Origin of the sequence: Ureibacillus yapensis (assembly GCF_003515775.1) — a bacterium.
Lineage (GTDB): Bacteria > Bacillota > Bacilli > Bacillales_A > Planococcaceae > Ureibacillus > Ureibacillus yapensis.
On sequence record NZ_QWEI01000004.1, the window covers coordinates 60,022 to 83,797 of the forward strand.

The window sequence follows — 23,776 nt, forward strand, 5'->3', positions numbered from 1 at the left end:
AAAAAGGGGCTGTAGCCGAAAATCATTTCCCGGCACAGCCCCTCATTCATATTATTTTTCAGTTTTTTCTTCTTTAGATTCTTCTTCAGTAGCAGCATCATCTTTAGCCGGCTCTTCTTTGGCTTCGTACTTGTCCAAAGCACCTTTTAAATCTTCGTCTTCGATCTTAACATCTGCTCCATTAACCAACTCGGTAACTTTTGCATTCCAGTCGCCTTTTGTTGCAGCAATTGTTTCTCTAATTTCATCTTTTTTCTCTTCCAATGTTCCGTAATCTTTTACTTCACGCTTGTCCGTTACTTGGATGATGTGGTAGCCAAATTCAGATTGAACCGGTTCGCTGATTTCATCGATTTCAAGGGCATAGGCCGCATCGTTGAATTCCGGAACCATTTTTCCTACAGTAAACCAACCAAGCTCTCCGCCTTGTGCAGCCGAACCATCAGTTGAATATTCTTTGGCCATTGCAGCAAAATCTTCGCCGGCTTTCAATTTTTCATATACTGTACGAGCCGTTTCTTCGTCAGGCACTAAAATGTGACGTGCATTCAGTTCGTATTTTGCTTGATTGTAATATTTTTCGATTTCTTCATCTGTTACTTCAACGTCTTTTACCGCTTTTTCTTGTAATAGAGAGAATCGTACATTTTCTTTAAATGCTTCTTCGGATAAACCATTTGCTTCCAATACAGCGTCAAACGATTCGCCATATTGATCTTTTACCGTTTTGAATTGTTCATCCACTTCTTCATCTGTTACTTCGTAGTTGTTTTCCAAAATTTGTTCAATAACCACTTGCTCAAGCAAGGCATTACCGGCAAGCGATTTAATATCTTCATAAAACTCATCTTTTGTAATATCTCCATATGATGTTGATACTACAACTTCTTCTCCTGAGTTGCTGCATGCCGCAAGGGCTAAAACAGAAGAAGCAAGTGTTAATCCTAAAAATCGTTTTTTCATGTGTAATTGACTCTCCTAACTTCGAATTGAAATCTTAAGTAACTATATCATAAACGCTTTAAAAACAAAATGGGTTGCATGTTTCTTTGCCTAGATGCCGATTCCCCCCATGCATACTATAGTTTTTGAAAGGGGGTGTCGAAATGGGAAATAACTACGGCGGCGGACATGGATTCGCTCTTTTAGTTGTATTGTTCATCCTATTAATTATTGTGGGTGCAGCGTTCATCTACTAATAGCAAAACACAATACCTAAGCAAAATTGGAGCTAAAGGCAAGTGCGCCTTTAGCTCTAAATTATTTTCCGCATTTACATGGCAACATATACTTCCACATAAAAGGATACTAATAAAATCGTGATCAATACATTTATGGTACGGAATATTTTTTCATGTTTTTCTTCAGGAATATCCTTTTGCGTAACAAGTGCATACGTCATACGATTGATCTGGAATAAATAAAATACCGAGAATAGCACTACAACAATAAGTAGCAAGTCTATTCCTCCCCTCTATCACTTCTTTTAAGAATACAAAAAATACCGGTTTAAAACAAGTGAATCGACGTACTCTTCCTATTTTTTCCTGATTGGTATAGTCCTAATCAAGTTTCGTTAAATTTCCGGCACAAGCACTTCGCAGCCCTTCGGTGTTTCTTCGATCAATGAATCCTTGGGTGCTTTCAGCAGGTTTTTAACATATAAAAGATCGATGAAGCAAATGCTGCAATGGTAGGCAAAAAGCAAACAATAAAAATGTGCATACTCCTCGAAAGCGATTGCCATAAAAATTAAAAAACCGTTAATGATAAAGAAAGGTGCAAGCAATGTGAAAAGATAGCGTTTCTTTGGGATAATTGATTTTATGCGCATCCGAATAATCGGAACGAATTTATAATCGATTTTAAACCGAAGTTTCACTGAATCCCTATATTTGAACAATGTTACATAATGTAAAACTTTGTGAAGCGGATAAATAAGCAGGAATAAAAAAACAAACAGCCATAAATAATTATCTTCATAAGTCATGGGAGGAATATCTTCCAACAAGACAAATGAAAATGCAAATACTAGTACAAACAGCAAGGCAGACATAATGGTTAGCCAAGTAGATCCATACTCTCTTTTTATGTTGATCGTTTTCCAACAATGCAAGAAGGACGACTCCTTTTATGTATTATAGTGAAAACATTTTAAATCAAATAAAAAGAAATTGCCACTATATTTTATTTTTGTAAGCGAAAACATAAAAAAAGAGTGTATTTCTACACTCAGATCATTGCTCGTTATAAATATACTTTTCTTGCTCTTCGCTAAGGTTAATCTGTTAAATTACCTTTTTACAATTAGTCTATCTTCGTTTTCAACAATCGAGTCTTTAAAGTTTTTGAATGACCGTTCAAAAATTTCGATGAATTCTTCACCATAAATGTTGCGAATTACGGCCATCACATCCAAAAATTCCGGAAATCTTCCATATAGTTCTTTTAATGCGAGGGATCCATCAAGAATTGAATGGTGTGTATCGTAATAATGATCGTACATTTCCAGGATTAGCTCCGAACCAATTTCTGTCAGTTCGACATACGTATTTCGTTTGTCGTCGTCGCGTTTGGAAAATTTCAAGTATCCTCTTTCTTCCAGCTTCTTGGAAAAGTTGAATGCTGTTGAAACGTGCATAACACCAAATCTAGCAACATCTGAAATGGAAGCCCCTTTTAAGTGGAAAGCGATCCACAAAATATGGTGCTCATTAATATTCAGTTCATATGGCTTGATCCATTGCTGCCAATCTTTTTCCACTGCTTTCCATAATGCTTTTGACAATTGTGCGATCCGTTGGCTATAAAGCATTGCCTCTTTCATTTTGTATGAATCATCGGACAAATCAAGCACCCTCTTTCCTTTACATTATGAAAATATTATAGCAGTAAAAGAAAAAACTTTAAAGTTAGAAAAGTTAAATAATTGAAATTTGCTTGAAAATTGTTATAAATTTCTAAAATACGATTAAAAAATACTCTTTTTATACCCATTTTTTAGGTAAAATTAATTACTGAATCTCTTTGGTTTTGCCTTTGTTTTTCTTCAAATCTGATAGATTCTTCTCGATTTCACCAATAGAATTCTTTAAATCATCTATTTCTTCTTTTAATTTTTCCGTTTTGGGCGTGATTTCTTGCTTATAAGCAGTAAAGGAACCTTTTAAATCATCAATTATTTTAGGTATATTATTTTTCACTTCATTTTTCAGTGTCAAAACAGAATCTTTTACACTTGCTGAACTATTTTTTACTTCATCTATATTGGATTTAGCCGCTTTGGAAGTTTGGGCGATATTGGATCGCAGTTGTTTTCCGGATTGGGGTGTTGTGAAGAGAATGCCCGCTAGTCCTCCAATGATTCCAGTCGACAGTCCAATTAAAAAAGGTTTTGCACGCATATGTTTCACTCCTTAAATTATGTAACGCTAAAAAATTTAATCTTCTATATAAGTTTTCCTTTTGTTAACTATATTAAACCACGTTTGGTTAATTAAAAAAAGAAACGAAAAAACTGGAAGACGAAAAAAGCATAGACAAAGCCCGTAAAAGACTTTGTCTATGCTCAATTTTAAGCTTGTGAAACTGACGTGTTGAAATTTGTTCGTTTTAATAGTCTTGTAATGATAGGGAAGATGATGATAAATGCAATTGCATTTAGCGCAACTGCCGGCAATACAACAGCGACGAATAATGCAGTAAATGCCGCTCCTCCAGGCAAACCAACCAACATGGACGCCATGGACAGGAATACAGTTCCCGAAAGAATTGTACCGAGCGCAACCAACACTGCTCCTACTGCAACTTTTTGCGCTAGATGACGCAATGCTGCAACAATGGCAAAGAACACAATACCTGTTACTACTTTGTCGATAATATTTGGAACAAATCCACCCGGGAAGGAAGAAAACAGTCCAGATAAAACGCCCGTTGTAATAGCCAATAGGAATGTTTCTTTGAAAGTAGGGAACAGCAAGATGCCGATAAACATCATTGTCAGCATAAAGTCGGGCTTCATTCCTTCGCCATAGCCTGGAATCACCAAATAAAGCACCGCTCCTACCCCAACTAAAAGCGCCATTAAAACTAGATTTTTTGTATTCATACTCGTAAACTCTCCTCTACAATTCTATGCTCTTCGATTCCTAACGTGCACTCATTGCCGTTAGCGAAACTTAACTTGATTTTAATCGGTATATAAGTATTTTGCAACAACATATAATAGAATACTAAATAGGAAAACCGATACTATTTAACTTAGTTGTTGTTCAACTTTTCATTAATTTCCGCCGCAATGGATTGCAGAATTTCCGGCGTGAATTCACCTTGTTTCGTTTCCCATTTCATTTTTAACCCATCTGTTTCATCGTAACGTGGGATGAAATGCAGGTGATAGTGGAAAACAGACTGTCCTGCAAAAGCGCCATTATTATTCAATGTGTTCATTCCTTGTGGATTGAAAGCCGCTTTAATGGCATTGGCAATTTTGGGTGCTACCGCATAAAGATTTCTTGCCACATCTTCCGGCATCTCAAATAAATCTTGTACATGCTGTTTTGGGACAAGCAGCGTGTGTCCTTTTGTCAGAGGTGAAACATCCATGAAGGCATAAACGTTTTCATCTTCGTAGACTTTTGTACTTGGAATTGATCCATCAATAATTTTGCAAAAAATGCACTCACTCATGTGTAGCCATCCTTTCGAATTTCACCATAGATGATGAGAAATCATGTTTTTCTTACATTTTACCATATGATAACTGAATCCATTCGCATTTTTTGTTAAACTGTAGAAAGAATAGGAGTGACGTAAAATAATGACAGTATTGCAACTAACGAACGTTACAGGCGGATATACACGAAAGCCGGTAATCAAGGAACTTTCTTTTACAATCGGTGAAGGAGAACTAGTTGGGTTAATCGGATTGAATGGTGCCGGAAAAAGTACGACGATTAAGCATATTATCGGGACACTCCTGCCTCAAAATGGGGAAATCCGATTGAATGGGGTCACGCTGAATGAAAATTTAAACCAGTACCGTTCTTCATTTTCATTTATACCTGAAACACCTGTTTTATATGATGAATTAACATTGAAAGAGCATTTGGAATTAACGGCAATGGCCTATGGAATAGACCGGCAAACATTGAAATCACGGTCGGAAGTGCTGTTGAAAGAGTTCCGGATGGAAAAAAGGCTCAATTGGTTTCCATCCCACTTTTCAAAAGGAATGCGCCAAAAAGTAATGATCATGTGTGCGTTTTTGGTAGATCCACAATTATATATTATCGATGAACCGTTTGTCGGGTTGGATCCACTTGGTATCCAATCGTTGCTCGATCAGATGGATGAGAAGAAAAAAGCGGGTGCTTCCATCTTAATGTCGACGCACATTTTATCAACTGCGGAAAAGCATTGTGACCGAATTATTTTATTGCATGAAGGACGAGTTCGAGCACAAGGAACGATGAATGATTTGCGACGCGCCTTCAAAATGCCCGATGCGACATTGGACGATTTGTATATCGCCATGACGAAGGAGCAAGACAATGAATAATTTGCAGGAAGTTTGGTCAAAGCGATTCAATCATTATATGAATGAAGTGCAAAAATATATGCGCTTTGTATTCACCGGACATTTGGCGCTAGTGTTCGTTTTTGTGCTTGGTGCGTTGGGCTACCAATATAGCGAATGGTTGGAAGCAGTAGATGACACGTTTCCGGCAGAGTGGGTTGTGGCATCCGTAGTGGGCTTCATTATGGCATTAAGCCGTCCAGTTACTTTGCTTCGGGAACCGGATCAGGTGTATTTATTGCCTTTGGAATCCAAGATGCCTTTCTATTTTAAAAAAGCTTTAACTTATACACTTTGGTCACAAATAGGGCTGGTCGTGATTCTTTATCTTGTAGCGGTTCCGTTATTAAGGACAGTTACGGAACTATCATCATCTCAAATTTGGTTAATCCTCATTGTCATCATTATTTTAAAATATTTAAATGTTCATATAGAATTCAATTATCGTTATGCCAACCGTGGGGGCAACCTGCTAATCGATCGAATTGCGAGGATGTTTCTTTCAATACTTGCAATCGAATCAGCACTAACGTTGTCTTATAGCTTTGTAATCATTTTGCTTGTCTTGCTGATTGCTTATAACAGTGCTTTGGCCAAGAAAGTGAAGGAGCAACCCATCCCCTATGAACATTTTGTCAAAGCAGAACAAAACCGCATGATGGGATTCTACCGATTTGCCAACTATTTTACGGATGTTCCGCATCTGCATGGGTCCATTCGTCGAAGAAACTGGCTGAATTTCGTTTATAATCTTGTGCCGTATAGCCAAAAAAGCGCACAAAGTTATTTAGTCTACCGTACGTTCATCCGGACAGATGACCATTTTTATTTGTGGGTGCGATTAACGGCCATTTCCGCTATAGTTGCATTATTCGTTAATATTCCGATGATCACATGGATTGTTGCAGCGGCTTTGGCCTTTGCTACAACGATTCAATTAAAATACGCGTTATTATCATCGGGTGATTTTCGCATGGATCGGCTCTATCCAATTGAGCCAAATCAAAGAAACCAGGCGGTACGCAAAGTATTGCGTCTTTTCATGGTCATTCAAGCGGTCATAGTAATGCTTTGTTCAATTGGACAACCTCTATTTTTCATACCGGCCCTTATCATCATTGCTGTAAGTGAAGCAACATACGTGATGACAAAGGATCCGTCGGTAGAAACAGAATAAATTTTGGAAGAAGTACTTTAAAGCAATTTGCTTTTTAGTGCTTTTTTGTTTGTGTAAGAATCTTGAAGGGGGAGAAGTGCTTTTGCAGAGGAGGTCTCTAGTGTATAGCGCTACATGTGGATGATGAAGGGCAAACGGGGGAGGATTCATCAGTGCAAAGCGCTTCAAGCGGGCGATGAAGTGCAAATCAACACGAATTCTCAAGTGAAAAGCGTTTCATGCGGGTGATGAAGTGCAAACGGGGGAGCATTCATCAATGTAAAGCGCTTCATAAGCCCGATGAACTGCAAATCAACACGAACCCCCAAGTGAAAAGCACTTCATGCAGGCGATGAAGTGCAAATCAACACGAATCCTCAAATGAAAAGCGCTTCATAACCCCGATGAACTGCAAATCAACACGAATCTCCAAATGAAAAGCCCTTCCCAAACCCCATGAAATCCACATCAAAATAAACTCCATAAGAAAAAGCCTTCACCATACCGATGAAGACATCTTTCTTAAAATTTATTCTTGTTCAGATAGTTTTCCAGAGTAAGTAGTAACATAGCTAGCGGCATTGAAAATGTTTTGTTTTTTCACGCCAGGTGTGGCTTGGTCCGGCTTGCTATGAGCTTCTTTAAAGGCTTTTGAATTTTTCCATGCTTCATAAGACTGGGGACCGGTCCACTGTGTAAGGACAACATAGGTGTCGGAACCAATTGGACGCAGCAATCGATAGGCAATAAAACCCGGTTCGTTTTCGATGGCTCCTGCTCGATTTAAAAAGCGGTTTTCAAAGATGGGTCTTCCTTCTTCTGAAACGGGGATATTATTTAGTACAAAGTAGCCGGACTGTTGTATATCATTTACGTGATCAATAACCTCGTATTTGCGTGGTGTGGCAAAGAGAGTTTTTCCTTCCGTCTCATGAAGCAGCATAGAACTTCCCGAGCCGTGCAAAACAATCATCTGTTCCTTCGGCAAATATTTCTTTCTCATGGATTCCATGTATTCTGGAGTTCCAGATGTCAAATAAATAAACATAAACATTACCCCTCTCTATAAAATTCCCTTCCCTTTTTAATAAGAACAAAACCCTGAATTTTTGTCAAAACTTATGAATGCAAAACCCGTGGCGAAAGGACAAATTTATGACATTTAGTTTATATAACTATACAATATGGCGGTAAAAGTATATATTGGAAATCGGATATCAATGTACCATTTTAGTTGGATAAAGAGTGTGCTGCTGTTTCTATTTTATTAGAATTAAGCGCGAAAAAACAGATAGGCTCGAGCCGAAAATCGAGTCCCACTACAGAAAGTGGAGCAATTTTTGAGGGGAAGGTACACACAATGAAAGCGATTAACGATACATTATTGCGTGCTGCAAAAGGAGAGCGTACGGAATACACGCCCGTATGGTATATGCGTCAAGCTGGCCGTTCTCAACCTGAATACCGAAAAATTAAAGAACAATATTCACTTGAAGAAATTACGCATCAGCCGGAACTATGTGCTTATGTAACAAGATTGCCTGTTGAAAACTACAATGTAGATGCAGCCATTTTATATAAAGATATTGTAACGCCTCTACCTGGGATGGGAATTGACGTTAAAATTAAATCCGGTGTCGGTCCCGTCATTTCCAATCCGATCCGTACAGTAGCAGACGTTGAAAAACTGGGTGAATTCAATGCGAAAGAGCATACACCGTTTGTATTGGATACGATTAAATTATTAACGGAAGAACAGCTGAATGTCCCGTTGATTGGCTTTGCAGGTGCACCGTTCACTTTGGCAAGTTATATGATTGAAGGCGGACCTTCAAAAAATTACAACAAAACGAAATCGTTTATGGTGTCCGAGCCGAAAGCGTGGTTTGCTTTAATGGACAAACTGGCTGACATGATTATTGCGGATGTTACAGCGCAAATTGACGCGGGTGCAAAAGCGATTCAAGTATTTGATTCATGGGTTGGCGCTTTGAACGTCGAAGATTACCGTGTTTTCATTAAACCGGTGATGACGCGAATCTTTGGAGAATTGCGAAAAGAAAACGTGCCTTTAATTCAATTTGGAGTGGGTGCAAGTCATTTGGTTAACGAGTGGAACGACCTTCCGATTGATGTGGTTGGCCTCGATTGGCGTATGCCGATTCGCAAAGCCCGCGAGTTGGGGGTCAATAAACCGGTACAAGGAAACCTTGATCCAGCTTTGCTTTTAGCGGACTGGTCCGTGATCGAGCAACGTACAAAAGATATTATCGATCAAGGGCTTGAAGTACCTGGCCACATTTTCAATCTGGGCCATGGCGTATTTCCGGAAGTCAACCCGGATGTGCTAAAGCGATTAACGGCATTTATTCACGAGTATAGCCGCGAGCGTGTAAGTCAGCTAGGTTAATGGTAAATCAGCAAACTAAAATCTGAGGTGAAAAAAGTGAAACCTGTTCGTGGATTATTGGTAATGGCATATGGAACACCTTATAAAGAAGAAGATATTGAAAGATATTACACTCATATTCGTCATGGCCGCAAGCCTTCCGAGGAGCATCTGGATGACTTGAAAAGCCGCTACAAAGCGATTGGCGGAATATCTCCACTGGCTGAAATGACAAAAAAACAAGCCCAGGCGCTGGAAGCTCGCTTAAATGAAGTGCAGGATGAAGTGGAATATAAATTATATATTGGCTTAAAACATATTGAACCGTTTATTGAAGATGCGGTAGAATCAATGGTAAAAGATGGTATTGAGGAAGCGATTTCAATCGTCTTGGCGCCGCACTTCTCAACATTCTCCATTAAATCGTACAATGGCCGTGCAAAAGAAACGATTGAACAATTGGGCAGTACCATGAAATTAACTTCTGTAGAATCATGGTATTACCAGCCAAAGTTCATTGAATACTGGAAACAAGCTGTAAATAATGCATTTGCGGAAATGACGGAAGAGGAACGCGAAAAAGCATGCTTAATCGTTTCGAACCACTCCTTGCCGGAAAAAATTAAACAAGCAGGCGATCCATATGAAGAACAATTAGTCGAAACCGCTCGTTTAATTCAGGAAGCAACAGGGGTAGAAAATGTGGAAGTTGGCTGGCAATCGGCTGGACAAACGCCGGAACCATGGCTCGGACCTGACGTGCAAGATTTAACGCGCGAACTTTTTGAAGAGAAAGGTTTCCGTTCATTTGTTTATGTCCCGGTAGGTTTTGTCACTGAACATTTGGAAGTGCTTTATGATAATGATTATGAATGCAAAGTGGTATGTGAAGAGCTTGGAGCAAACTATCGCCGTCCTCCTATGCCGAATACACATCCTTTATTCATAGATGCGATGGTAGATGCCATTTATAATAAACTGGCGAATTAAATCATGTAGGAAGTGTGATGCGGGTGACTTTGGGAAGACAAAAAGTTGCTGTAGTGGGTGGTGGAATCACTGGTTTAACTGCAGCGTACTATTTACAAAAGAATGCACAACTGAATAATTTGCCTCTGGATGTTGTTTTAATAGAATCATCTCTTCGCCTCGGGGGGAAAATTGAAACTTTGAGAAAAGATCAATTTATTATCGAACGGGGTCCGGAATCCTTTTTAGACTATAACGGCAGTGTGCGCGGATTAGCAAAGGATTTGGGGATTGACCAACAGATGGTCTCAAACAACGAAGGACAAACTTATGTAGCGGTAGGCAGTCAATTGTATCCCATTCCAGCAAATTTAATTTTTGGTGGCCCTCTTGAAGTCACTCCATTCATTACTTCCGGCTTGTTTTCCTTAAGCGGGAAAATTCGCGCAGCAGGAGACTTATTATTGCCAAAAACGAAAGATCAGGAAGATGAGCCAATCGGTGATTTCTTTAGACGTCGTTTTGGCAAGGAAGTTGTAGAAAATTTGGTGGAACCCGTCCTTGCAGGAACTTTTGCAGGGGACATCGATCATTTAAGCATCAAGTCCATGTTTCCTCAATTTTATCAGCTGGAAAAACAATATCGCAGTTTGATTGTGGGCATGAAAAAATCCGGGGAAACGTTGAAAAGCGGGCATGCCGAATCTTATCAATCATTCCAGAATGGTCTGGGGACATTAGTTGAGGCACTGGAAGAAGAGCTGTCGTCCATTTCCATTTTGAAAGGGCTAAAAGTAGAATCGATGGATACTCTAAATGATGGTTCGGTTCAGTTATTTTTCAATAATATGGCGCCGATTAAGTGTGATGCGGTTATAATGACAACGCCATTTAATGCGGCAAAAGATATTTTGGATTTATCTGGTGTGCTTGATCCTCTGCCGAAAATGCAATATGCTACCATTGCAACGGTCAACATGGCTTTTAACCAGCAAGAGACAGAGAAATACAAAGAGGCAATGAACTTTTTTGTTTCGAGAAATAGTGACCTTGCCATTACCACATGTACATGGTGCAATCATAAATGGAATAATGTGGCGCCGGATGGCTTTGATTTGCTGAGAGTCTACATTGGCCGGGTTGGCGATGAAACGATTGTTGAGCTGTCCGATAGCGACATCGAAAAAACCGTACTTTCGGATTTGAAAAAGGCAATCGGTCTCGACCAGGCCCCTCTTTTTACAGTCGTTTCCCGATGGAAGGAAGCGATGCCTCAGTACACGGTTGGGCATGAAGAGCGAATGGACTTGCTGAGAGAGCAACTATATCCCGATTTTCCAAACGTAAAGCTCGTCGGCAGTTCATACGAAGGAATCAGTGTACCGGATTGTGTGTCACAAGGCAAAAAGGCTGCAGAAGAAATGTTAAAAGAAATATTCGAAATGCAGGTTTCTTAACATGCGCTGTCTAAATCTCCTGGAAAAGGTGGTTAGGCAGCTTTTTTTATTTTTATGGCTTTCTATTAATTCACAATATGTTCGATAGGACAGGCTGCGAGGATACGCTATACTAATATTGGTTCAGGATTTTCCATTTAAACCATAGGGTGAGTAATAGCAAACACTGGGGGAACAAGAAATGAAAAAGTGGTTAGTGAGTTTAGTGGTGGTGCCAGCCTTATTAATGGGCTGTTCATCTAATGAAGCGGAAGTAGATACAAATGATGAGCCTGTAGACGTGGCAGCTTTGGAAGTAATCGTGGATATTTTGACGCCGGAAAAGGTTGGGGTCAACGAAACGGTGGAATTGGCTGCGCATGTTTCCCAAAATAATGAAAATGTCAATGATGCGGAAGCGGTTCAATTTGAAGTATGGGAATCGGGTTATCGTGACCAAGCCCAAAAGATTGACGGCAAGTTGGATGGGGATGGCGTATACAAAGCAGAAACAGCATTCGATCATGATGGAGTCTACTATATGTTTGCCCACATAACGGCGCGCGGCCTGCATGTGATGCCTAAACAACAAATCATTGCGGGGAACCCCGACATGAGCAAAGTAAAAGAAGACGATAGCGATCAGTCCATGGATATGGGTGAAGATCACGGAGACATGTCTGAAGAGGAAATGAACCATGATCAAACAGAAGCTCATAACGAAGGGAATCACAAGTAAAAAGTAAATGGTTTTCAAATAGCGCAATGGGAGTAGAAGGGAATACGGCCTTCTGCTCTTTTTTTAATTCTATTATATTTTTGAAAGGCAAATGGAGGAAAAAATAATCTGAGTGAGGTGCATTTCATAAAGGGAATGATGCCTACAGACGGGATTGAGGTTTGAAAGGTTATATAGGAGAGGGTAAATGACCTTTCCCACGGGGATTGAGGTTGAAGGTTATATAGAAGTGCTGTAAATGCCCTTTTACGCACGATTAGAGGTTGAAAGGTTAAATAGCAGTGCTGTAAATACCCTTTGAAGTGGAAATTGGATTAAAAAGGAAACATAGAAGTGCTGTAAATGCCTTTTAACCCAGGATCTAGCTTTAAAAGGTTATATAGCAACGTTTTTAATCCTCTTTCAAAATGGATCTGGCTGGGGGTACTTAATCAAATTACAAAAAACATGAAAAACCCCACAAAACGAAGTCTCTTGGCTTTGTTTTGTGGGGTTAATTGAGCGAAAGAATCAAACTTTCGCAGTCTAGTAAAATAGTGTAAGCATTTTACTTATAGGTTCATCTTTTTCTAGGTGTAGATTGCAAGAAATCAATAATACGACGGACGACTATAAAGAGTTACATTTTTCGCAAGTGCTGCTGTAGCATTCGCTTTGTTCTTCAATTTTCTCTCCACATTGTACACAAACTTTATCGGGTAGATTTTTGAAAAATTCCACTACATTTTCTAACATGCGTAAGCCCCTCCTTTTGGACATCTGTTATATTACTGATTTGATATTTCTAATTGTATTATAACAGTTTCGTTTCGTCAACACCTTTTCCTTTAAAAAAGTAAATTTTCTGAATTCTCTACTTAAAGCATGAATTTTACTTGCTGAAAGAGAAAAAAATATCCTAACTTAGTCGTTAGGTGTTAAACTTCATTCAGTGGAACACCACTGAAACTAATGAACTTAGACTAAGAACGCCACATCCTGTGGCAATGTCTAAGTGACCAACATCCTGTTGGCCTTAAGCCTCCGGCGGATGTCACAGATTTTTAAAGGAATTTTTAAGAGGAAGTTAGCCTAGGGTCGTCGCGTCCTGCGACAACGGCTAACTGACCTGCATCGTGCAGGCCCTAGCTCGATAAAATCTGGACCCAAATACGCCAAGGCGCATTTGATCATACACTCCGTTCCATTTTGGTGTAAAATAGAGCCCAAAGAGGAGTGGAAACCATGTATTTTATTGATAATAAAGGGATTACAGACCCACGCATCAATTTGGCGATTGAAGAATATGTTCTTCGAAATATGGATATTGAACAGGATGACTATTTGCTGTTCTATATTAATCAACCATCTATTATCATCGGAAAAAACCAGAACACAATCGAGGAAATTAATACAGATTATGTTGAGGAAAATGACATCATTGTGGTGCGTCGATTATCGGGTGGCGGGGCTGTGTATCATGATTTAAATAATTTGAATTTCAGCTTTTTAACAAAAGATGACGGCAATAGTTTTCATAATTACAAGAAGTTCACACAGCCCGTGGTGGATGCATTGGCCAAGCTAGGGGTGAGTGCCGAACTTTCGGGCAGAAATGATATTATGGCGGAAGGCAAAAAGGTATCGGGGAACGCTCAATACGCAACTAGGGGGCGGATGTTCAGCCACGGTACGCTATTATTCAAAACCGATGTCGATGCGGTAGTTTCGGCGTTAAAAGTGAAAAAAGACAAAATAGAATCTAAAGGAATTAAGTCTGTGCGTTCACGTGTAGGGAATATATCAGATTTTCTGAAAGAACCCATGACCATCGAAGAATTCCGAATGATAATTTTAAAATCCATCTTTGGCGGCGAAGAAAACATTCAGTATTATGAACTAACTGAAGAAGATTGGAAGAAAATCCACGAGATCTCCGAGCAGCGCTATCAAAAATGGGAATGGAACTATGGCAAGTCACCTCGTTTCAACATCCAAAAAACGAATCGATTCCCATCAGGCAGCATCGACATTCGCATGGAAGTCAACAAAGGAATCATCGAAGAAATCAAAATCTATGGGGACTTTTTTGGTGTAGGCGATGTACAAGATATTGAAAAGCTTTTAGTCGGAGAAAAATATGATCGCGCCACGATTGAGGAAAAACTGGAAGCAATCGACACAACGCATTATTTCGGAGCAGTTTCCAAGGAAGACTTTTTGAAGTTAATCTATTAAATTATGCAATGACTCTTTTTAGGGTCATTTTTTTGTGGAAAAAAGAATTTTGGCGCTTCCAGCAGTGTCTGGTTTATGGGCAATCGACTTTTTGATACACTAATGAAGTAATACATTGAAGACACACATGTTTTGGCAACAGAGCTTGATAGCAGACATGTTATTCTATAGTTTGTACATTCCATTGCATAAGGAGGAATGAGCATGGAAAATAACCGAATTTTTATCGTGGAGGATGACCAAAAAATCGCCTCCCTTTTAGCTGATACATTAAGAAAATATCAATATGAAGTCGAAATGGTCCGGAACTTTGAAAACATTGTGGAAGAATCCACCGCTTTCAACCCACACATCATTTTGCTGGACATCAATCTCCCATCTTATGATGGCTATTACTGGTGCAGGCAATTGCGGCAACATACAAAATGCCCCATCCTCTTCATATCTGCGCGTTCGGGAGAAATGGATCAAATTTTCGCTTTGGAAAATGGCGGAGATGATTTTATCACTAAACCGTTCAACTATGAAATCGTCCTGGCGAAAATCAAGAGCCATCTAAGAAGGACGTATGGTGAATATTCCGCCAGACAAGAAGAACGCACGATTAGTTTAGGACAGTTAACGCTTTACCTGGAGCGAATGGAACTGCATAAAAAAGATGTGGAGATTCCGCTGCAAAAGAAAGAATGCATCATATTGGACTTATTGATGGGACAATCCCCAAAAGTGGTCTCCCGTGAAAAATTACTGGAGGAACTTTGGGATGATCAAGCCTTTGTTGATGAAAATACACTCAATGTGAATATGACCCGCGTTCGAAAGAAGCTTGCGGATTATGGCATCGTCTCGTCAATTGAAACAGTGCGCGGAGCTGGTTACCGGTTTGTTTTAAACTCGGAGGAAATGTAATGGGGTTAAAGATTTTTATAAAAGAAAATTTATCCTTCCTATTATTTGAGCTCATTATCGTGCTTTTTATTTTATCTGTCTATTGGCTGGACGGCTTCCGAAATATAAGCACAGCGATATACACGATTGTAATCAGTATGGTACTAATTCTATCCTTTTTGGGGATACGCTATTTTTTAAGACAAAGCTATTTAAATAAAATCTCCCAGCTGCCAAACACGATGGAAGATGCTTTGCAGAAAAATGCCAAGTCCATTGAACATATCCAGACGGAAAATTATTTGCATGAGCTTTATCGCGTTTACCAACATGAAGTCCAAGCATTGTATGCCTCGCAGACTCGACAAGAGAAGTTTATGAATCAATGGATCCACCAGATGAAAACCCCTGTGGCGGTATTGGAGTTGCTGCTGCAGGAAGAAGAGCCGCTTGACAAAAAAAGCGTTCAAGAAGAAGTTGACCGCATTAAACGAGGTCTTGAAATGGTCTTGATGAATGCGCGTCTGGAAAAATTTGAAGAAGATATGCAAATTGAACAAGTAAACCTGAAGCAGATTGTCACGGCAACAATCAATGAAAACAAACGTTTATTTATTACACATCACGTTTTCCCGGAAACGCAAATCGACGAAGAGTTAGTGGTTGCAAGCGATTCAAAATGGTTAAAATTTATGTTGGAGCAATTTGTCACAAATGCCGTGAAATACACATTCGAAGAGAATAAACGGGTTTACATCACTGCGACGAATCATGATTCAGAAATAAAGTTAACCATCCGGGATGAAGGCATCGGGATTCCCAAGTCGGATTTATCAAGGGTGACAAAACCCTTTTTCACCGGAGAAAATGGACGGAAAACGGGTGAATCCACAGGAATGGGACTTTATTTGGCAAAAGAAATTTGCGAAAAACTGGGTCATGAATTGGAAATCGATTCCGAAGTTGGTGCCGGGACAACTATCACACTGACGTTTCTTAAAGGATAACGAGAAAAGCGAAAGGCGCCCTGCTTAACCCCAAAAGATTTTGAAGACTCGGACAAGAAGGTATTTAAATCTTCTTTGGAGGAGTAGAAACGGTCGAGGGGCTGGGTGCCGGAGCTATACACTAGTGAAGTAAAAAACAAAGAGGGATGCACAAATGCCAATACTGCAAATAGAGGATGTTACGAAAGTATACGAAGGGAAAGTAACGCACCGTGCGTTGAACCAGCTTACTTTTGAAGTTGAAAAAGGCGAGTTTTTAGCTGTGATGGGCCCCTCTGGCAGCGGAAAATCAACTTTGCTTAATCTCATTTCAACAATTGATCGGCCCACTTCAGGAGAGATTATTTTCAACGATATTAAACCGCAAAACTTGAACAGCACTGAGCTGGCCTTTTTCAGAAGACGCGAGCTTGGCTTTGTGTTCCAGGATTTTAATTTACTGCCGATGTTGACGGTGGAAGAAAATATAGTTTTGCCCTTAACCTTGGACAATCAAACGGTGGAAGTAATGGAGCAGCGATTAGCCTCATTGGCGAAAAAACTTGATTTAACTCACTTTCTGCAAAAGCGACCGAATGAGATTTCAGGCGGACAAGCGCAAAGAGTGGCCATTGCACGTGCGTTAATTCATGAGCCGTCCATGATATTGGCTGATGAACCAACCGGGAATCTGGATTCCAACAGTTCGCGCGAAGTTCTGGAGTTATTGAGCAAGATTAATCGGGAAAGACAAGCAACAATTATCATGGTGACACATGATCCGATTGCGGCAAGTTTTTGTGATCGCGTGCTATTTATTAAAGATGGCGAGTTTTTCAATGAAATTCACCGTGATGATCGGCGCCAGACATTTTTTCAACGCATACTCAATGTGCTTAGTTTATTGGGGGGAGGACAAGTAGGTGACCTTTCATCAATTCGCTTACCGTAACGTAATCCGCAATATCCGTATTTATGCCGCTTTTTTTATGGCGAGCTTTTTTTCGGTATTTGTATTTTTCATCTACTCCATGCTGCTGTTTCATCCGAAAATCGAAAATGGCTATTTGGGGAATGTACCGATTTTTTGGATGGTTATTGCTGAAATCATTCTTGTCGTTTTTTCATGGTTCTTTATATTTTACTCAATGAAGGCTTTTCTGGAAGCAAGAGCAAAGGAATTCGCGATTCTGCTGCACTTGGGAATGGATCGTCAGCAACTTTCAAGGCTTGTCTTTTTGGAAACGATGATGATTGGGGCCATGTCCATTATACTGGGAATCCTTTTTGGCTATTCTTTTTCAAAATTCTTTTTTATGATTGTTCGTGAAATTTTGTTGCTGGATGACTTGCCGCTGTATTTTTCCTTTGAACCGTTTTTATTAACAATCGCTGTTTATCTTAGTGCATTTATACTCGTTTCGTTAATTAGTGTCTACTTTGCACCGGAAAGAAGGATTATCGATTTATTATATGGCCCGAAAACGCAGGAAGTTAGTACTCTCTATACGAAACGCAAAGCCATTCTGGGGATTGTCTTAATCATTTTGGGATATGTCTTATCACTCCTGACAACCAGAACAACAATGATTCTATTTTCAATTTGTATTCCTGTCTTGATTACTGTAGGGACCTATTTTTTCTTCATGGATACGATTCAGTATATTGTCGACCGCGTAAAAAGCAGGAAAAACGTTTATTGGAAAAAATCGAGGATGTTGTCCATAGCTGAACAGAGCATTACGTTTAAAAAGAATGGAAAAATGTTCTTTGTGATGGCCATGGTCACAACGTTGGCCTTTTTATCGATTGGATTGCTTGCCACGCTTTCTTCGTATACTTCTCAATACGACAAGTTGAATCCATTAGGGTTGATTTACAAAGGACATATTGATAATCCATTGGAGCTGCGGCATATTTCCTCGCTTGTCGCAGAGCTGGAGGAACAAGGCCTATCTTATCACTTAACTAGATTTACCGTACTGAAGCAAACATCATCTTTTACAAACTATGAAGTAGAAGTGTTCAGGGAATCTGATATTAATAGCTTGTTGTTTTCTTACGGATACCCGATGGTCCGGCTATCAAAGGGAGAGGGAATGTTCATTCCTTATTCGGAGGAATCCATTAAGCAGCTATCAAACAGAACAGTCCATACCGTATTGCTTGAAAATAAAGTACCAATTACCATTGATCAAGTATACCCGGAAATTATTTTCCCTTCTTCCATCATTAGTTTGAATTCGATTGTGATTAGCGATGAAGATTTTGCCCTGCTCGATCGCCCTTACATGGGTTATCCGGAAGAAGAACCAGGATACCATTTATATACGTTTGATATTCCCCAGTGGGTAGAAGCAGCCGACATTGGGTACAAAATCCAGCAAGTTGTAGCAGCGGAATCTTCAAAAGTAGAATATTCAAAAGAAAAATATCCCCTTCCGTATTATTTTGAAAATGCAGGTTTGAATTATTCTTTTCTATTAGCAACCTATTCTTTATTTACGGTGGTGGGGCTATTGGTTGCGGCAGTCTTTCTGCTGGCTGCCGGAAGCTTTATTTACTTCAAAATACACACGAATTTAGAAGTTGAAAGGAAGAAATTTGATGTGCTAAGACGAATGGGGATTTCCAATAAAGAATTAAAATCATTGGTAACCAAGCATTTGATGCCGCAATTTTTCTTGCCATTGGGAGTAGCGCTTCTGCATAGCTTATTTGCTTTTTTTGCGCTGCAAAGCATTCTGAAAAACTTTGCGAATGTCTCCATTGCTAAAGAAGTTGTATTTTCATTTTTGTTTTTGACGATTATCGAGTTGATTTATTTTATGTTAATCAGATGGCGATATATCGCTTACGTGAGAGAGTAGCCAGGACGGCAATATTATCTTGGTGAAACAATGTCCATAAAGGGGATGGAAGTAGTGAATTTAGTTGATTGTGTTCAAAGAATTGCATTGGAACAACCCGATAAAATCGCCTATCATTTTGGGGGAAGCGATACGACTTACAAGGAATTTGACCAATTGATAAACCGGTTTGCAGCCGGTTTGCACGAGCTTGGGGTAAATAAAGGGGATCATGTAGCGTTTCTGCTTGGTAATACGCCGCATTATTTGATTTCCTTGTATGCAACAATGAAAATCGGGGCCGTTGCCATTCCAATTAATCCGATGTATACGCAGGATGAAATCTCTTATATTATCGAAAATGGAGATGTCAACGCCGTTATTGCACTAGATTCGTTGTTGCCGTTGGTGAAGGCAGGGGTAAAGCTTTTCCCTGGAATCAAAGCATATATTATTTGTGAAACCACACCGGATCTAGAAGGGAAATTTAATGCTTTATCCAATGAGGTGAAGAAAAAGGCATATTTATTCTCTGCCATTGCCGCTTCTTCTCCAAGGAATGAGTCTGTTGAAATTAAAGAAGATGATGTGGCGATTATTTTATATACCTCCGGAACTACGGGGGTTCCAAAAGGCGCCATGTTGACACATAATAATTTATATTCGAACGCGCGGGATGTGGCGCAATTTTTCAAAATGACAAAAGATGATCGCGTGATTGCTACATTGCCGTTATTCCATGTTTTTGCACTGACCGTTGTCGTAAATGCGCCACTTTTCCAAGGTGCCTCAGTTTTGTTGGCCCCGCGTTTTAGTCCGGGAGAGATTTATGAACTAGCTGGCAGCCAAAAAGCAACTGTTTTTGCAGGTGTACCGACCATGTTCAATTTCCTTTATCAGTATGAAGGGAATACGGACAACTTTTCCGAATTAAGGCTAGCCATTTCCGGAGGTGCACCGCTCCCGGTACAAGTACTGTATAATTTCGAAGAGAAATTTAAAATGAGAGTGTCGGAAGGGTATGGCCTTTCAGAAGCCTCGCCTGTTACCTGCTTTAACCCGCCTGAACGGGAAAGGAAAGCGGGCTCAATTGGTACATCCATTCCACATGTTGAAAACAAGGTAGTCGACGAAAAAGGCGTAGAATTACCCCATGGCGAGGTAGGCGAATTGATTGTACGCGGCCCGAATGTCATGGAAGGCTATTACAAGATGCCGGAAGAAACGGCAAGTACGATTCGAAATGGTTGGCTGTATACAGGGGATTTGGCAAAACAAGATGACGAGGGCTATTTTTATATTGTCGATCGCAAAAAAGATATGATCAGCGTTGGTGGGTTCAAAGTATATCCACGTGAGGTAGAGGAAGTGCTATTCACACATCCAGATGTGATTGAAGCCGCTGTAGTTGGCTATCCGGATGAAAACTTGGGAGAAGCAGTTCATGCTTTCGTTGTCGCCGGAAAGCCCGACACAACCGCGTTGGACTTGCAGCAATACTGTGGGGAGCATCTTGTAAAATATAAAGTACCGTCCGTCATTCGATTTTTGGAAGAATTGCCGAAAAGTTCGACTGGTAAAGTATTGCGCCGTTCTTTAAAGGAAATCGAATAAAGGAAGGTCGCCAATATACAGTGCTATTTCGGTGGTAAATATGATGGTCTACCTGTAAAATTAACTATGATTGCACACGTTTAAAAATAATAGAAATGAGGGTTTTATAGATGCCAAAAATGAATGTTGAAAGTTTTAACTTGGATCATACAAAAGTAGCTGCGCCATATGTACGCCTTGCAGGGATTAAAGAAGGGCAAAACGGTGACGTTGTAAGAAAATATGATGTTCGTTTTAAACAGCCGAACAAAGAGCACATGAAAATGGATGCACTACACTCAATCGAGCACTTAATGGCGGAAAATATCCGAAATCATACAGATCATGTAGTTGATATGAGTCCGATGGGATGCCAAACAGGCTTTTATTTAACAATGATTAACCACGATAATTATGACGAGGTACTCGACATATTGGAAAAAACACTGCAAGATGTAGTGAATGCAACAGAAGTTCCTGCATGCAACGAAGTGCAATGCGGCTGGGCTGCAAACCACAGCCTTGAAGGTGCGCAAGAGTTGGCCAAGGAAATCCTTGCTAAACGTGACGAATGGGCAACGATTTTTAAAGAAGATTAAGTTTAATGGAAGACAGTCTCGCTGTGAGACTGTTTTTTTATTCCTAAATATTTGTTAAATAATGTAAAGATTTTAATGCGGTGGTATAATAGATAAGGAATTTACATAAAAGTGAGGAATTGCCTGTGGATGTTTTTTTAGGGAGACAGCCGATATTTAACATAACGGAAGAAATTGTAGCATATGAGCTGCTTTATCGAAATGGAGATTTAAATATCTTTGATAATTCGGCCAAAGATTCTGCAACGCTGGACGTCTTGGTAAATTTTTTGCTTTCAATGGGCAGCGATGAAGTAACAAAAGGGCGTCCGGGTTTTGTGAACTTTACGGAGAATTTATTGATGGATCCTGATGTATTGGAGTTAATTGACCCTTCCAAAGTAGTCATCGAAATTTTGGAAGATGTTCCTATTACACCAAAATTAGTAGAACGAGTGAAAGAACTTAAACAGCGAAATTTTAAAATGGCGCTGGATGACTTTATTTTGGCTGACAGCATGGTGGACAATGAAGAGCTTTTCCAGTATATCGACATCATAAAAATTGATTTTCTGGCAACGCCTCTGCTCAAGCGGATGAAAATCGAAAATCGGGTAAAAAATTCTTTTCCCCATATCGAATTGTTGGCGGAAAAAGTCGAGAACAGAAATCAATTCGATGTAGCAAGACATGCTGGCTATACACTATTTCAAGGCTATTTCTTTGAAAAACCGCAAATCATCAAATCAACGGATATTCCAATGAATACGCTGCAATATTTTCAAATTATGCTCTTGTTTAGAGAAGAAGTCCCCGATCTCAATAAAATCGCCCAAGCGATTGAGCGGGATGTTTCATTATCTTATAAACTATTAAAAGTGATTAATGATACAGGATATCGCCTGAAAAAGAAGGTTAGCTCCATAAAACAGGCCATTTTGCTAATTGGGCTTACGGAATTGCGTAAGTTGATTTATTTATTGGCCTTGCGTGAAGGGGAAACCTCAAACCCATCGGACTTGTTCAGAGAATTGATGAGAACATCTTTATTTCGCGCGAAGATATGCGAAAATCTGGCGAAACAAAAATTCAAAGAGAACTACTCCGAGTATTTTTTGATTGGCATGTTTTCCCTGATTGATGCCCTGCTGCAACGGCCGATGGATGTTATTTTAAAACAGCTTCCTTTTTCGGAAGAAATGATCCGCACCATCTGCGGGAAACCAACATCCATGACACCCTACCTCGAATTTAGCATCGCATTGGACAAGCTGGATTTTGAAAGCATAGACCGATTTGCACAAGCATTTAATTTGAATAAAGACCAAATTAGCGCTTTGTATACGGAAGCACATGATTGGGCTCTTACATCTATTTAGTTGGGGAGGTGTCTCATAAGTACCGGGACAGCTCCTTTTTTTGCGGCCAAAGTGGAACGCATCGCTTGCGTATGAAGCCAAAGTTCTCTTTTCCCTTCCCGTTTGTTATAATCATTGCGGAGAAAAAGGATTAAAGTGAGGAAATCTATGACTGAAAAGAATAACATCACGTATTCAACAAAAGATATCATTCAGGAATACTTTTATGTACTTCTGGGGGCGGCGATAATCGCCTTTGGATTTAATGCTTTTTTATTCCCGAATCAAGTCGCGTCCGGGGGAGTTAGCGGGATCAGTACCATTTTAAACGGCCTTTTTGGCTGGAATGCAGGGGTTGTCCAATATGCATTTAATATTCCGCTCTTTATCGCCGGTGTAGTGGTGCTAGGCAAGAGCTTCGGTTTGAAATCCTTTGTCGGAACAGTTTCCCTTCCGTTCTTTGTCATTTTGTTTGATGGGGTTGGCGCACTAACAACCAACGCTTTGCTGGCATCTCTTTTTGGAGGGATTATTGTTGGATTGGGAATTGGCTTCGTTTTTAAAGGAAACGCTTCGACCGGAGGCACAGATTTATTGGCGCAAATCATTACAAAATATACGGGGCTTACGCTGGGAACCAGTGTCCTGTTGATCGACGGTCTAATCGCTTTAAGTGCGGCCGTGGTCTTTGACATTGAAAAAGGATTATATGCGTTAATCGGACTTTATGTCACAACCAAAACAATCGACCTAGTCCAGTTGGGTGTGAGCCAATCGAAAATGGTCTATATTATCACCAATAAACAAGAAATCATGCGAGATACCATTTATGCCGAAATAGACCGCGGGGTAACCAAGGTACCAGCTTTTGGCGGATATACAGGTGAACAAAAACTCATGCTGATGGTAGTTGTGTATCAATCCGAGTTCACAAAGCTGAAACAAGTTATCAAAACCGTTGATCCGGAGGCATTCGTGATTGTTTCAGATGCGTATGAGGTGTTGGGGAAAGGTTTTAAAAGGGTATAAGTTTGGTATAA

25 protein-coding genes are annotated in these 23,776 nt (G+C 39.8%); 16 read left to right on the forward strand and 9 right to left on the reverse strand.

The window, feature by feature from the left end; genetic code table 11:
* Positions 1–51: 51 nt before the first annotated feature.
* On the reverse strand, positions 52–963 hold the full coding sequence (locus D1B33_RS09390) for a peptidylprolyl isomerase (RefSeq protein WP_118876132.1): 912 nt from the start codon (positions 961–963) through the stop codon (positions 52–54).
* Positions 964–1,106: 143 nt separating this feature from the next.
* On the opposite strand from D1B33_RS09390, the gene D1B33_RS09395 reads away from it, so the two are divergent.
* Positions 1,107–1,199, forward strand: coding sequence for a YjcZ family sporulation protein (locus tag D1B33_RS09395; protein WP_118876133.1), 93 nt, complete (start codon positions 1,107–1,109; stop codon positions 1,197–1,199).
* 74 nt (positions 1,200–1,273) lie between these two features.
* Here D1B33_RS09395 and D1B33_RS09400 read toward each other — a convergent pair whose 3' ends face one another.
* The 6 genes from D1B33_RS09400 to D1B33_RS09425 all read right to left on the reverse strand — a co-directional run bounded on the left by D1B33_RS09400 (position 1,274) and on the right by D1B33_RS09425 (position 4,689).
* Positions 1,274–1,459, reverse strand: coding sequence for a hypothetical protein (locus D1B33_RS09400; RefSeq protein ID WP_118876134.1), 186 nt, complete (start codon positions 1,457–1,459; stop codon positions 1,274–1,276).
* 117 nt (positions 1,460–1,576) lie between these two features.
* Entirely contained in the window at positions 1,577–2,116 is a 540-nt protein-coding gene (locus tag D1B33_RS09405) for a DUF3267 domain-containing protein (protein ID WP_118876135.1), read from the reverse strand.
* Between the two features lie 177 nt (positions 2,117–2,293).
* Positions 2,294–2,848, reverse strand: a complete 555-nt coding sequence (locus tag D1B33_RS09410) for an HTH-type transcriptional regulator Hpr (RefSeq protein WP_118876136.1) — start codon at positions 2,846–2,848, stop codon at positions 2,294–2,296.
* 166 nt (positions 2,849–3,014) lie between these two features.
* The gene (locus D1B33_RS09415; RefSeq protein ID WP_118876137.1) at positions 3,015–3,404 is read right to left on the reverse strand and encodes a YtxH domain-containing protein; all 390 of its coding nucleotides are present in this window, start codon (positions 3,402–3,404) and stop codon (positions 3,015–3,017) included.
* 170 nt (positions 3,405–3,574) lie between these two features.
* Complete coding sequence (locus tag D1B33_RS09420; RefSeq protein WP_118876138.1) at positions 3,575–4,108, reverse strand: tryptophan transporter; 534 nt, start codon at positions 4,106–4,108, stop codon at positions 3,575–3,577.
* A 152-nt stretch (positions 4,109–4,260) separates the two neighbouring features.
* A complete protein-coding gene (locus tag D1B33_RS09425; RefSeq protein WP_118876139.1) occupies positions 4,261–4,689 on the reverse strand; it encodes an HIT family protein in 429 nt (142 codons plus the stop codon).
* Positions 4,690–4,819: 130 nt separating this feature from the next.
* Between D1B33_RS09425 and D1B33_RS09430 the strand changes: the two genes are divergently transcribed.
* Positions 4,820–5,560, forward strand: coding sequence for an ABC transporter ATP-binding protein (locus tag D1B33_RS09430; RefSeq protein ID WP_118876140.1), 741 nt, complete (start codon positions 4,820–4,822; stop codon positions 5,558–5,560).
* Positions 5,553–6,755 (forward strand): ABC transporter permease, encoded by a 1,203-nt coding sequence (locus D1B33_RS09435; protein WP_118876141.1) that lies wholly within the window; start codon positions 5,553–5,555, stop codon positions 6,753–6,755. Before D1B33_RS09430 ends, D1B33_RS09435 begins: the two co-directional genes overlap by 8 nt.
* Before the next feature lie 508 nt (positions 6,756–7,263).
* Here the strand turns inward: D1B33_RS09435 and D1B33_RS09440 are convergent.
* Entirely contained in the window at positions 7,264–7,782 is a 519-nt protein-coding gene (locus D1B33_RS09440) for an antibiotic biosynthesis monooxygenase family protein (protein WP_118876142.1), read from the reverse strand.
* A 312-nt stretch (positions 7,783–8,094) separates the two neighbouring features.
* Here D1B33_RS09440 and hemE point away from each other — a divergent pair, with 312 nt between their 5' ends.
* The 4 genes from hemE (at position 8,095) to D1B33_RS09460 (ending at position 12,267) form a co-directional block, all read left to right on the forward strand.
* A complete protein-coding gene (hemE, locus tag D1B33_RS09445) occupies positions 8,095–9,144 on the forward strand; it encodes a uroporphyrinogen decarboxylase (RefSeq protein WP_118876143.1) in 1,050 nt (349 codons plus the stop codon).
* 36 nt (positions 9,145–9,180) lie between these two features.
* Positions 9,181–10,113: a ferrochelatase gene (gene hemH, locus D1B33_RS09450; RefSeq protein ID WP_118876144.1), complete on the forward strand. Its 933-nt coding sequence runs from the start codon at positions 9,181–9,183 to the stop codon at positions 10,111–10,113.
* Between the two features lie 17 nt (positions 10,114–10,130).
* Complete coding sequence (gene hemY, locus D1B33_RS09455) at positions 10,131–11,549, forward strand: protoporphyrinogen oxidase (protein ID WP_199677390.1); 1,419 nt, start codon at positions 10,131–10,133, stop codon at positions 11,547–11,549.
* 181 nt (positions 11,550–11,730) lie between these two features.
* Positions 11,731–12,267: a FixH family protein gene (locus D1B33_RS09460; protein WP_118876146.1), complete on the forward strand. Its 537-nt coding sequence runs from the start codon at positions 11,731–11,733 to the stop codon at positions 12,265–12,267.
* A gap of 609 nt (positions 12,268–12,876) precedes the next feature.
* Here D1B33_RS09460 and yhfH read toward each other — a convergent pair.
* A complete protein-coding gene (gene yhfH / locus D1B33_RS09465) occupies positions 12,877–13,002 on the reverse strand; it encodes a protein YhfH (RefSeq protein WP_118876147.1) in 126 nt (41 codons plus the stop codon).
* A 489-nt stretch (positions 13,003–13,491) separates the two neighbouring features.
* Here yhfH and D1B33_RS09470 point away from each other — a divergent pair, with 489 nt between their 5' ends.
* From D1B33_RS09470 to D1B33_RS09510, 9 genes are all read left to right on the forward strand, one after another.
* Positions 13,492–14,484, forward strand: coding sequence for a lipoate--protein ligase (locus D1B33_RS09470; protein WP_118876148.1), 993 nt, complete (start codon positions 13,492–13,494; stop codon positions 14,482–14,484).
* A gap of 204 nt (positions 14,485–14,688) precedes the next feature.
* Positions 14,689–15,393: a response regulator transcription factor gene (locus D1B33_RS09475; protein ID WP_118876149.1), complete on the forward strand. Its 705-nt coding sequence runs from the start codon at positions 14,689–14,691 to the stop codon at positions 15,391–15,393.
* On the forward strand, positions 15,393–16,379 hold the full coding sequence (locus D1B33_RS09480) for a sensor histidine kinase (protein ID WP_118876150.1): 987 nt from the start codon (positions 15,393–15,395) through the stop codon (positions 16,377–16,379). Before D1B33_RS09475 ends, D1B33_RS09480 begins: the two co-directional genes overlap by 1 nt.
* Before the next feature lie 154 nt (positions 16,380–16,533).
* Positions 16,534–17,310 (forward strand): ABC transporter ATP-binding protein, encoded by a 777-nt coding sequence (locus D1B33_RS09485; protein WP_118876151.1) that lies wholly within the window; start codon positions 16,534–16,536, stop codon positions 17,308–17,310.
* Positions 17,282–19,228, forward strand: coding sequence for an ABC transporter permease (locus D1B33_RS09490; protein WP_118876152.1), 1,947 nt, complete (start codon positions 17,282–17,284; stop codon positions 19,226–19,228). Before D1B33_RS09485 ends, D1B33_RS09490 begins: the two co-directional genes overlap by 29 nt.
* 54 nt (positions 19,229–19,282) lie before the next feature.
* Positions 19,283–20,821 carry a long-chain-fatty-acid--CoA ligase gene (locus D1B33_RS09495; RefSeq protein ID WP_118876153.1) on the forward strand — a complete coding sequence of 513 codons (1,539 nt, stop codon included), beginning with the start codon at positions 19,283–19,285 and terminating at the stop codon, positions 20,819–20,821.
* 110 nt (positions 20,822–20,931) lie between these two features.
* Positions 20,932–21,399 carry an S-ribosylhomocysteine lyase gene (locus D1B33_RS09500; RefSeq protein ID WP_118876154.1) on the forward strand — a complete coding sequence of 156 codons (468 nt, stop codon included), beginning with the start codon at positions 20,932–20,934 and terminating at the stop codon, positions 21,397–21,399.
* A 125-nt stretch (positions 21,400–21,524) separates the two neighbouring features.
* Positions 21,525–22,757 carry an EAL and HDOD domain-containing protein gene (locus tag D1B33_RS09505; RefSeq protein ID WP_118876155.1) on the forward strand — a complete coding sequence of 411 codons (1,233 nt, stop codon included), beginning with the start codon at positions 21,525–21,527 and terminating at the stop codon, positions 22,755–22,757.
* A 147-nt stretch (positions 22,758–22,904) separates the two neighbouring features.
* Entirely contained in the window at positions 22,905–23,765 is an 861-nt protein-coding gene (locus D1B33_RS09510) for a YitT family protein (RefSeq protein ID WP_233549443.1), read from the forward strand.
* The last annotated feature ends 11 nt before the right edge of the window (positions 23,766–23,776 follow it).